Genomic DNA, 10,844 nt, shown 5'->3' on the forward strand with positions numbered 1-10,844 from the left:
GGCAGCACACCTTGCACCGCGGGGAATGGAACTTAGCCGCGGCTATCGCGGATCACGCGGCCGGAGCGGTCCCGTCGGCGCGTGCGGCTTCGCGCGCCTCGCTGCGCGCCCCCTGGGCCCGCGCGGCGGCGGCCTTGCGCAGGAGGCGGCGCCTCTGCCAGCCGAAGCGGGCCGCGGCGGCGAGCGCCTCGAGGCGGCCGGCCTCGCGCGCCCAGTAGCCGACGAGCTGCCCGTCGAGAGTGATCCGCTCCGCCTGCGCCGCCATGCATCCCTCCCCGCAGGCGATGGTGCTCGCCGTCAAACGTCCTCAGCAAAACGCCTAATGCGGCGCGGCGGGTTCCGTCGTCTCCTCGACGATCAGCGCCTCCGCCTCACCCTCGAACCCGCCCGCGCCATCGGGGACCGGGGTGGCGGGCGTGCCGAACGGCGTGCTCGGATAGGCCTGCTCGAACTTTGCGCGCGCGTCGGCGGGGTCCTCGCCCTTGAGCACGATCTGCGGCTTGCCCGGCAGCGGCCAGCGCGGGTCGGCGGGATCGCGGGGACGCACGGCGTACCAGGGCATGGAGGCTCCAAGTCGAGACGGGAGGATCGCGCCTGCCGTGAACGGAAGCCGGTCCGGCGCGGTTCCACGCACGCCGCGCCGCATTGATTCCCGGCGCGCGCCGGTGCAGGTGCGGGCTCCATGCGCGTGGACCTGTTCGATTTCGACCTGCCCGAGGCCAGCATCGCGCTGCGCCCGGCCGAACCGCGCGGCGCCGGGCGCCTGCTCGTCGTGCGCCCCGGCGACGGCCTGACCGATGCCCGCGTCGCCGACCTTCCCGGCCTGCTGCGCCGGGGCGACGCCCTGGTCTTCAACGACACCCGGGTGATCCCGGCGCGCCTTCGCGGCATCCGCACCCGGCCCGGCGCGCCCGGCCAGCGCACGGAGGTGATGCTGCATCTGCGCGAGGCGCCGGACCGCTGGCGCGCCTTCGCCCGGCCGGCCAAGCGCCTGGCGCCGGGCGACCGCGTCGTCTTCGGCCGGCACGGGGCCGGCGAGCCCTGCGAGCTCGGCGGCCTCGACGCCACCGTCGCGGCCAAGGGCGAGGGCGGCGAGATCACCTTGCGCTTCGACCTCGCCGGGCCGGCCCTCGACGAGGCCGTCGCCGCCATCGGCGAGCTGCCGCTGCCGCCCTACATCGCGGGCAAGCGCCCCACCGACGCGCGGGACGCCACCGACTATCAGACGGTCTACGCCCGCAACCCCGGCGCCGTCGCCGCTCCCACCGCCGGGCTGCACGTCTCCGACGGCCTTCTGGCGCGGCTGGACGCCGCCGGGATCGGCCGCCACACGGTCACCCTGCATGTCGGCGCCGGCACGTTCCTGCCGGTCAAGGCCGAGGACACCGCCGACCACCGCATGCACGCCGAGATCGGCTTCCTGGCGGCCGAGACCGCCGAGCGCCTGAACGCGGTGCGGGCGGCGGGCGGGCGGATCGTGGCGGTGGGCACCACCGCGCTGCGCCTGCTGGAGAGCGCGGCCGACGCGGACGGGCGCCTCCACCCCTTCGCCGGCCCGACCGAGATCTTCATCACCCCCGGCACGCGCATCCGCGCGGTCGACGCGCTGATGACCAACTTCCACCTGCCGCGCTCGACCCTGTTCATGCTGGTCTCGGCCTTCTCCGGCCTCGACACCATGCGCGCCGCCTACGCGCACGCGATCGCGGAAGGCTACCGGTTCTACTCCTACGGCGATTCGAGCCTGCTGTTTCCGGCCCAGGTCTGATAGGGCTGACCGACACCGCGCATCTCCCTCCCCCCGTCGCGGGGGAGGGTGGCCCCTGCGTGAACAGGGGTCTGGAGAGGGGAGCGCCGTATCCGGAAGCGTCGCTCCCCTCTCCCGACCCGCTTCGCGGGCCACCCTCTCCCGCACCCAAATCGGGCTTGCCCGATTTGGGCACCGGGTACACAGATCTCGGGCAAGCCCGAGATCTGGGGGGCGAGGGGGCGCTGCCCGAGGCAACCTGGAAGCCGTCTCACCTCAGCATGTCCGACACAAACTTCACCTTCGCCGTCCACGCCACCGACGGGCAAGCCCGCACCGGGGCGATCACCATGCCGCGGGGAACGATCCGCACGCCGGCCTTCATGCCGGTCGGCACCGCCGGCACGGTCAAGGCCATGTATGCGAGCCAGGTGCGCGCGCTCGGCGCCGACGTGGTGCTCGGCAACACCTATCACCTGATGCTGCGCCCGGGCGCCGAGCGGATGGCGCGGCTCGGCGGCCTGCACCGCTTCATGCGCTGGGACGGGCCGATCCTCACCGATTCCGGCGGCTTCCAGGTGATGTCGCTGTCGGCGCTCCGGAAGCTCGACGAGCAGGGCGTGACCTTTCGCTCGCATGTCGACGGCACCGCCCACCACATGTCGCCGGAGCGCTCGATCGAGATCCAGGGCCTGCTCGGCTCCGACATCCAGATGCAGCTCGACGAGTGCGTGCGCCTGCCGGCCGAGCGTGAGGCGATCGAGAAGGCGATGCGCCTCTCCCTGCGCTGGGCCGAGCGCTGCCGCACCGCCTTCGGCGAGCAGCCGGGCAAGGCTCTGTTCGGGATCGTGCAGGGCGGCGACGTGCCGGAACTCCGGGTCGAGAGCGCCCGCGCGCTCGCCGGCCTCGACCTCAAGGGCTACGCCATCGGCGGCCTCGCGGTCGGCGAGCCGCAGGCGGTGATGCTCGCCATGATCGAGACGGTGGAGCCGCACCTGCCGCGGGCCAAGCCGCGCTACCTGATGGGCGTCGGCACCCCGGACGACCTGATGCGCTCGGTCTCGCGCGGCATCGACATGTTCGATTGCGTGATGCCGACGCGGGCCGGCCGCCACGGCCTCGCCTACACCCGCCACGGCCGGATCAACCTGCGCAACGCCCGCCACGCCGAGGACACGCGGCCGCTGGACGAGACCTCCTCCTGCGAGGCGGCGAGCGCGTATTCCCGCGCCTACCTCCACCACCTCGTCCGCTCGGACGAGATCCTGGGGATGATGCTGCTGACCTGGAACAACCTGTCCTACTACCAGGACCTCATGGCCGGGATGCGGGCGGCCATCGCCGAGGGCCGCCTCGCCGCGTTCTGCGACGCAACCCGCGAGGGCTGGGCCCGGGCCGAGCGCGACGCCGCCGCGGGCTGAGGCCGGGCGATGCCGGGCCGCGATGAGCCCGCCCCATCGAGGCCTGCCCCGCGCGACGGCCGGGCGCCGGCTCTCCGCCGGACCTCATGGGTCGTTTGCTCATGGGGCCCTGCCCAAGCGGTCCTCGCCCATCAGACGCGGCATGGGCGCATCACGGATGCGCCAGCACCCGGTAGCTGCCGTCGGTCGCGTCCGCCCCCGTCTCCGCGGCGGCCTGCAGGCCCTCGACGATGCGGGCCGCCACCGGCAGGCGGTAGTGCAGGGCATCCCAGTAGTTCTCGTCGCGCGTCGTGATCGGCGAGGGCAGCCGGAAATCCACCACCAGCGCCCCCCGCGCCCGGCCGATCGCGGCGACGCGCGCCTTGCAGGCGGCCTCGCGCGCGCCCGCCGGCGTGCCGGCCGCCCCCTGCGCCGCCACGTGGACCGGCATGAAGGCGACGAGCTTGCGCGCCGCGCCCGGCACGGAGGCCAGCAGCGCATCGAACGCATCGAGCATGGGCATGGCGTCGCCGGCCTGGGCCGGGGGAGGCGCGCCCGGGCCGGCCGTCTCCGGATCGAGCGGGCTGCCGCCGCCGTGGATGTGGCGCGCGGCGCGGACGGGGTCGTAGCTGGCCTCCGGCGGCGTGAAGACGGAAAACCCGTCGCCGCGGATGCGGGCCGGCGCGAGGCCGAGGCGGTTGAGCGCGACCTGGGCCGCGATCCTGAGGCTCTGCCCGTTCACCTGCCGCAGCCAGCCCCAGGGCGCGCCCTCCGCATAGAGCCAGTCGGGGAACGGATGCGCGGTGCGGCGGGGCGCGTCGGCGGCGCACCACGTCGAATCGAGCGCGAACAGCACCGCGTGCACGGTGTTCCGGCGCAGGAACAGCCGCGCCAGGGTGCGCTGCTCGTCCGGCGTCGCGGCATTGACGGCCAGGTTGGCGAAGCGCGCCCCGAACGCCCGGTCGAGGGCGTTCGGGTCGATGAGGCGCGCCGTCGAGGTGCCGAACACTGCCGCATCGTACCCGCCCGCGCGGGCGATCCGCGGATACATGAAGCGCTGGTTGCGATCCATGATCGCCCCCGGCCGGCCCGGGCGCGCGCGAAGGCCGTAGGGGTCCATCACGGCGACGAAACCGATCGCGGCGAGGCCGGCCCCGAGGCCGGCGAGGGCGAAGGTCCCGGCGAAGCGCCGCCAGCGGCGGGAGGACGACGCCGGGGAGGAGAGGGGAGGGATCACGGCTGGCCTTCCGGCCCAAGGAGGGGGCGTTCGACCGCCGATGCCAGCAGACCATGGCGCCCGCGCGGCACGACGGCGCCCGCGCGCCCCGGATGCGACGCCGCGCGGGCCACGCCCATGTTGACCCGTCCGGCGGCCTCCCCTATTCCACCCACGCCTCCCCCGGGCCCGGCCCGCGCGGCCGACCGCACGGCGGACGCGAGCGCGTAGCTCAGCTGGTAGAGCAACGGACTTTTAATCTGTAGGTCTTGGGTTCGAACCCCAACGCGCTCACCACCATTTTAGCCCGCCCGGTCAATGACTTGGCGGGTTTTTTCATGCCCGCAGCGACCAAGTTTCGTGTTGCAACTGTGTGCAACGCGAACCTAACGTTTACAACAAGTTACAGCGGGGCGTAGGCTGGTCCGTGCAACACGGATGAAACACGATCGCCCGCGGAAATGGCTGTAATCCAGGATCAAATGAAGCCTCGAAGCGACACGCTTTGGCCCTGGTACTTGCTCACCGCGATCTATCTCAGCTTCGGCGGCGTGGTCCTCTGGGACCGGTGGGGAGAAGTCGGTTCGCTTTTCGAACCACCTGGCTCGACGCCCGGCCGGCTTCCGCTGAACAGCATCGGCGATGTGCTTGCGGGGTTTTTTGCCCCCCTGGCGTTCCTATGGTTGTTCGTCGCGACGCAGCTCCAGAGGAAAGAGTTACGCCTTCAGCGTGAAGAGCTTGCGGATACCCGGCGAGTACTAGATGAACAAAAAGCAGAGATGCAAAGATCCGCAGAGGAAAGCAATCTTCAAACAAGTATCATGCAAAAAAACTTAGACGCAGTCCGCTCCAAAGAATTTTATGATGAGTTTAGTTTAGAACTATATTATATTGCTAGAAATATATATTCAAGTAAATCCTGTACGCTTGAGGTGTCCGAGCCAACTATCGTAAATCCTGAAACAGGAAACATCTTGTGGTCGAAATCCGAATGCGGAATAACAAACTTCAGGCCGTCAATAGCTCTTTCTAGCAGCAACCCATCGTCGGTGGACGATTTTTTTGAAGCTCTGTATATATCTATTATCTATATCGAAGACATCACATCTGCAAAGAAAGGCGCCATTATCAGACATGGCTGGATGAACATAGAAGCATTCGAACTGCTGCAGCTTATTCACGAACTTTCATCTGAAATAATACATGGATATGATAATGATCAGTATTCTCTTATATCATTAAGATTGCAACACTGCAAAATAAAAGAGCTTGGTTTAGCAAGTAAAGTGGTAGAGAAAAGATTTCAGGCCGAAATTAGAGATGATCCAGTCGCGAGGGGCGACTTTTAATTTTTTCGATCTAGCTTATTTTATACGCTCCGAATGGTACAATCGGCAAGGTGAGTGAATTGCTTTCTCAAATTCTGGCAGTGCTCAAAGACTTATGGTCAGCAATTTGGAAAATAACTGACACTCAGGCGGCAATAAAGTACTTTTTTGATACATTGCGAAACTTAATGGTAACGGCTGCAATTGGTCTAACGGCAAAATAAGCGGATCGGATAGTTTGAATTTAATCTATGCTATTGCTATATTTTTACTTGGATTTCAAGTTAGTTCGGTTGTTTTAAATCGTATCGAAATGTTTTCGAAGCCTCACTTATGCCCAATCTGGCTAATATGTGGATTTTATATTTTTGGTGTAATTCCGCTTTCTATTCAAACCAACGCGTATATTCAAAGAATCACAAATCAAGTCGTAGATGCTCAATTTAATGGTAAGAAAAATGACAAGAAAGAGATTAAAAAGTGTTATTTCACAGTTGATTTAAACAAATTCGCATGCCCGACTGAGACAGGCGTAAGCTGGTAATAGGCGGATCACGTAGTCATGTCGGATTAGCCGAACGGTCCTATGCGTCCGCAATGCCCTGGATACCGCACTGCCCGACGACGGCGGCCACCATACGCAGCCGCTTCCGGTGGCGCGAGGTAACATTCTTCGAACCCGAGGCGGTTGAAGACCGCTAAGCGCTCGTGATGCCGATGTGCGAGCCACCGGAGCCGCAGAGCGCGGTCGCCCGCTGGCAAACGCATCATCTCAGCAGCGCTCGTAACGCGATCGCGGCTCCCCACCCTTCTGGTGTTCCTGTTCAGCGTCCACCCATATGGCACGGTCGCCGCAATTGGAGGGCAGAATGGATCGCACGGCCTTTCTCAACAGCCTGATCGAGAAGGTAGCAGATGCGCCGGCCCCCTCGCGCGAGCTCTTCGCTGAGGTCTGGTTCGCCACCACCGGCAAGCAGCATCCCGACATCAAAGGCCGGTTCGCCGTCCTCATGGACGCCAAGGCCTGGACAGAGGCAGCGCTGATCACCGTGGCATGCGCGCTCCCAGACTGGCGGGTGGTGACGAAAGCGACCCGCGGAGCTGGTGAGGCGCTGATGCTGCCGCCTGATCCCGTGGACATCGTGCCAGAGGGCTCAAGCGATACCGTCCGCCATAGCGGAGGGACTGCGCTGGCAATCCTTGAGGCCATGCTTTGAGTGAAGAGTGAGGACCGATGATCGCGCCATAATGAGGTCTGGCAGAACACGCTATCGGGGCCATTCACCGACGAGATGGCCAATTGGCCGGTGCGCGTTGGCTGATAGCGACCGACGACCGCGTTGCGCGCCATGCCTCGGCCCGTATCCCCGCCGGCCCACACCGGCGAGACCCATGGCATCACCAGCACCGATCCGACCCGCGCCGTCAGACGTTCAGGGTTCGAACAACGCGCCTGGGGCAAATGAAGCCGACCACATCGCCCTGTCCGCGCATGACGGGTCCGCGCTGGCAAGTAGATGCGCGAGGCAGTGATCGACTTCCTCGACCAGTTCGGCGAGGACGCCGACGCCCTGCGCTGGACAGCCACGGACCTGTTCGGGGCGCACCCAACCGTCGGCGTGATCCGGGTCGACTACTGCAGCGGCCTGATGATCAACGCGCGCCGCGTCGAGGCGATCGGCGACATTTGGGTCCGGTACGGGAACCTGACCTTCCGCCGGGACCGGCCAGAGCGGCCTGTCGGCGTGGGAGGTCGCGCGGTAGGATACAGGTGAATGATTACAACTCACGATCGACGGTAGCGCACAACCTCTGATAAGCGGTCGCTGGCGCGAATAGTGGTTCTCTTGCGCTTAAGTACAGTCGGGTCCAAGCTTCCAGTTCTGAAATGCAAAGACCGCCCCGAATCGCTTCGGAGCGGTCTAAGCTGATCAGATCGGCTAGAGGGCCGGGCCAATCGGGGCAACGGGATCAAAGACACGATCTCGTCGACACGTCCACCCTCCGGTCGGTGCTTTTGTGCAGCCAAGGTCGACAGGAGGTGTGTGATGTCACGAGATGGTAACAGCAAGAAGCCCGGGTTCGTCGAGCGGACGATCGGCAAAGTGCGGGATGCAGGCGCGTCGGCGCTACGCGGTCTCGCGGACAAGCTGGAGGCGCCCAAGGCGACCTTCGAGATCGCAGACACCAAGATTGACTTCGGTGTCGATGTGGCGGGCGACACGCTTTGGGCGACTCAGGCTCAGATCGCTGAACTCTTCGGGAAGGACACCGACACGATTGGCCGCCACCTCATGAACGCTTACGCCGAGGGCGAGATCTCCCGACAGGCAACTACCGCGGATTTTGCGGTAGTCCGCCTAGAAGGCGGTCGCGAGGTCACCCGAACGGTCGCTCACTACAACCTTAATGCGATTTTTGCGGTCGGATCGCGAGTGAAATCCCCTCGTGCGATCCAGTTCCGCCAATGGGCCTTCCGCATCCTGAAGGAGTACGTCGTCCACGGCTACGCGCTCAATGAGGAGCGACTGCGCGTGGACCCTGTCGCCGCTCAATCCCTCGCCGAGAAGGTGCGGGAGATCCGCTTCGACGAGAAGAACCTGTATGCCCGCGTGCGCGACTGCGTGGCGGTGGTCGCCAGCGACTACGACGGTTCATCGGACGAAATCCGCAAGTTCTTCGCAAAGATGCAGGACAAGTTCCACTACGCCGCCTGTGAGCAGACGGCACAGTAGCTGCTCCTTGCGCGCGCGGATGGCACAAAGGAGCGCATGGGTATGACGACTCAGCTCAACAGCCGTCCGACGCTGGCGGATGCTAAGACTGCGAAGAACTACCTTAGCCCCGAAGAGCTGAAGCTTCAGATGCTCGCCGGCGAGGTATTCTTCGTCTACGTCGAGAACATGCTGGCACGTGGTAGGCAGCTGACTACGGCGCAGTGGCTTGCCAAGATCGATGAGGTCTTTAAGTTCAACGAGATACCCCAGTTTCCCGGCTATGTTGGCCCCTACATCAAGCCTCAGGTCGAGGCCCACGTTAAGACGCAGTACGATCTGTTCAAGACCCGTACCGCGCATGAGCGGTATAACGAGGCTCGCCGCCTTCCGCCGGCCTGAGCCGCCGAAACGAAAAAGCCCCGCGCGGCGGATGCCGGCGGGGCTGAGTGCGACTCGGGTAGGAATGAGCGTGAGGCGGGAGTGCCTCACGCGGAATGCCTACGCGGTCCATGTGCCGGCCAGACGACGTTCAGCGATAGCTATTGGATCCGGGTTGCCGCCTCGGTCCCCGTCGCTTTCTCTAGCTCGACGCGGCCCTTCGAGAAGCCGTCCAGCCAAGCAAACCGAAGGCCGACGGCGTTGGGGTCGTATGGACAGTCGCACGCCGAGCGCTCCTCGATTTTACCGGCTTCCCAGCCGAGCCGGATCGCTTCGGCCTCTTCGTTCTTCGTGCTGCCGTCCATCAGCTTCTCCCGTAATCTGGAATGCTACCGCTGCTGCCTTCCGAACCCGTCCCCAAGCCAAATACGTTCATCCTGACCGAAGGTTTCTCCGCAAGCCGCTGGCGCGCGGGGGCTCGCTAAGCGAGTGTGCCAGCCAAGATCGCAGGGGAAGCCGCGATGCGGATGGAGAAGCCCAACCTCACCGACGAAGCCGACCCCGAGATCCGCGAGATCGTCGAGGGCTTCCACCGCTGGTATGATTGCGCCTCACTGGCGGAGCAGATCGCCTGGCACCGCACCCGAGCTGTCCGGACCTGCCGGAACAACCGCAAAATCCTGAGGCTGCCGGGCGATCCAGCGCTTCAGGGCTATGCCGGCTCGGCGCTGCGGCGCGCCCAGATCCGGTTGCTGCGAATTCGCATATGGCGGGCGACCGGAGTGTATCCGGGCGAAGGGTAGTACAGGTACGAAAAAGCCCGCCACGGCGGATGCCGGGCGGGCTAAGGCGATGTCAGGGCCAGAGGAACCCCTTCGATGGCCGGGACGTAGCGCAGGCTGGTTAACGAAGAACGAAAGAGCCCGCCGCGGCGGATGCCGGGCGGGCGAAGGCGATGTCAGGGGGCAGGCTTCCCCGCGTCTGAAATTCAGAGCCCCTTCTTCATTCCGATGGTTCGGCCGCCGCCACGGCGCATCATGTGGCGCCGCATGGTGTGGTGGCGCATCATCGAGCGGCGCGTCATCCTCACCTGCACGATTGGGGCCTCGGGCTGGACGAGGCTCGGCGCGGGCGCCGGCGTCGCGGCGGAGACGGCACCGGCCGACATCAGGACGGCGCCGAAGGCCGCAGCCGCGATCGCAGAGGCTGTGAAACGGGTCTTGGTCATCGGTGCCGGGTCCTTACTGCCGCACCGGGTCGGTGCCACGGCGTGAAACCACGGCCACGATCCGATCGTTCCTCGCCTTCCGGTTGAGAAGGTGCGAGCCGACCCGCCTCAGCCGATCAGGAAGTGCACCAGGATCAGCGCCAGCGCCGCGCCCCCGATCGCGAGGCCCATCAGGACGACGCTGCCCGGCGCCGTATGATGTTGGATAGCGTCGTGTCGTTGCGCCCGGGATAGGCGTCGCGCGAGGCACCGTCGAACGCATCGATCTCTCGCCTTCCTTAGCGCCGCGCAGCAGAGGTCACACGCCTTGCGGCTGCCTCGTAGGTTCGATCAACGACGATATACTGTCCCTTAGACGTGCTTCCTGAGGCCTTTTTGGCCTGATTGCTCGCCAGCTAACCAAAGCGTTGCGCGGATGCAACATTCCCAAAGCACCACGGCGGACTCCAAGATTCGACGTTGATCGAGAAGATCGGCTGGCACACAGTGTTTTGGCACTGGGGGCATCGCAAAAGCGGGCCCGATGAGCCCGCACCAAAAAGCGGGCCGCAAAACAAGGTGTGACGCGATCGGCCCCCGCCCCGCGACCACACGATCCTCCGGTCTCGAAGCTTTTGGAGATATCTATGACGCTTTTGAAGAGCACCCTGCTCGCTTCGGCCGCCGGCTTCGCCGCCGTCGCCGGCACACAGGCTGCCGATTTGCCCGTCAAGAAGGCCGCCCCCATCGAGTACGTCCGCGTCTGCTCCGCCTACGGCGCCGGCTTCTTCTACATTCCCGGCACCGACACCTGCCTCCGCCTTTCGGGTCGCGCCCGCTTCGACGCTGCC

Annotated in this window: 12 protein-coding genes, 1 tRNA gene and 1 pseudogene; 9 read left to right on the forward strand and 5 right to left on the reverse strand. The window is 65.4% G+C overall.

What is annotated here, in order from left to right; translation table 11 throughout:
• Positions 1–52: 52 nt before the first annotated feature.
• The gene (locus MKK60_RS01325; protein WP_243983575.1) at positions 53–265 is read right to left on the reverse strand and encodes a hypothetical protein; all 213 of its coding nucleotides are present in this window, start codon (positions 263–265) and stop codon (positions 53–55) included.
• Between the two features lie 54 nt (positions 266–319).
• A complete protein-coding gene (locus tag MKK60_RS01330) occupies positions 320–562 on the reverse strand; it encodes a hypothetical protein (protein WP_243936028.1) in 243 nt (80 codons plus the stop codon).
• A gap of 120 nt (positions 563–682) precedes the next feature.
• Here MKK60_RS01330 and queA point away from each other — a divergent pair, with 120 nt between their 5' ends.
• Together queA and tgt are read left to right on the forward strand one after the other, a co-directional pair.
• Positions 683–1,768, forward strand: coding sequence for a tRNA preQ1(34) S-adenosylmethionine ribosyltransferase-isomerase QueA (gene queA, locus MKK60_RS01335; protein WP_147859761.1), 1,086 nt, complete (start codon positions 683–685; stop codon positions 1,766–1,768).
• Positions 1,769–2,028: 260 nt separating this feature from the next.
• Entirely contained in the window at positions 2,029–3,168 is a 1,140-nt protein-coding gene (gene tgt / locus MKK60_RS01340) for a tRNA guanosine(34) transglycosylase Tgt (RefSeq protein ID WP_243983576.1), read from the forward strand.
• 151 nt (positions 3,169–3,319) lie between these two features.
• On the opposite strand, the gene MKK60_RS01345 is transcribed toward tgt, so the two are convergent.
• Complete coding sequence (locus tag MKK60_RS01345) at positions 3,320–4,384, reverse strand: hypothetical protein (protein ID WP_409567346.1); 1,065 nt, start codon at positions 4,382–4,384, stop codon at positions 3,320–3,322.
• 200 nt (positions 4,385–4,584) lie between these two features.
• On the opposite strand from MKK60_RS01345, the gene MKK60_RS01350 reads away from it, so the two are divergent.
• From MKK60_RS01350 to rhuM, 5 genes and pseudogenes are all read left to right on the forward strand, one after another.
• Positions 4,585–4,660: transfer RNA gene (locus MKK60_RS01350), tRNA-Lys, on the forward strand.
• 164 nt (positions 4,661–4,824) lie between these two features.
• Positions 4,825–5,712, forward strand: a complete 888-nt coding sequence (locus MKK60_RS01355) for a hypothetical protein (RefSeq protein ID WP_243983577.1) — start codon at positions 4,825–4,827, stop codon at positions 5,710–5,712.
• An 848-nt stretch (positions 5,713–6,560) separates the two neighbouring features.
• Complete coding sequence (locus MKK60_RS01360) at positions 6,561–6,908, forward strand: hypothetical protein (RefSeq protein WP_243983578.1); 348 nt, start codon at positions 6,561–6,563, stop codon at positions 6,906–6,908.
• Positions 6,909–7,208: 300 nt separating this feature from the next.
• The gene (locus MKK60_RS01365) at positions 7,209–7,466 is read left to right on the forward strand and encodes a hypothetical protein (protein WP_243983579.1); all 258 of its coding nucleotides are present in this window, start codon (positions 7,209–7,211) and stop codon (positions 7,464–7,466) included.
• A gap of 519 nt (positions 7,467–7,985) precedes the next feature.
• A pseudogene (gene rhuM, locus MKK60_RS01370) lies at positions 7,986–8,807 on the forward strand (RhuM family protein).
• 140 nt (positions 8,808–8,947) lie between these two features.
• Here rhuM and MKK60_RS01375 read toward each other — a convergent pair.
• Positions 8,948–9,151, reverse strand: a complete 204-nt coding sequence (locus MKK60_RS01375; protein ID WP_243983580.1) for a hypothetical protein — start codon at positions 9,149–9,151, stop codon at positions 8,948–8,950.
• A 156-nt stretch (positions 9,152–9,307) separates the two neighbouring features.
• On the opposite strand from MKK60_RS01375, the gene MKK60_RS01380 reads away from it, so the two are divergent.
• Complete coding sequence (locus MKK60_RS01380; protein WP_243983581.1) at positions 9,308–9,589, forward strand: hypothetical protein; 282 nt, start codon at positions 9,308–9,310, stop codon at positions 9,587–9,589.
• Between the two features lie 185 nt (positions 9,590–9,774).
• Here MKK60_RS01380 and MKK60_RS01385 read toward each other — a convergent pair whose 3' ends face one another.
• On the reverse strand, positions 9,775–10,014 hold the full coding sequence (locus MKK60_RS01385) for a hypothetical protein (RefSeq protein ID WP_243983582.1): 240 nt from the start codon (positions 10,012–10,014) through the stop codon (positions 9,775–9,777).
• A 626-nt stretch (positions 10,015–10,640) separates the two neighbouring features.
• Here MKK60_RS01385 and MKK60_RS01390 point away from each other — a divergent pair.
• Positions 10,641–10,844 (forward strand): porin (locus MKK60_RS01390; RefSeq protein ID WP_243983583.1); only part of this gene is annotated, 204 nt, incomplete at its 3' end.

It is taken from the genome of Methylobacterium sp. J-092, assembly GCF_022829325.1.
Classification (GTDB): domain Bacteria; phylum Pseudomonadota; class Alphaproteobacteria; order Rhizobiales; family Beijerinckiaceae; genus Methylobacterium.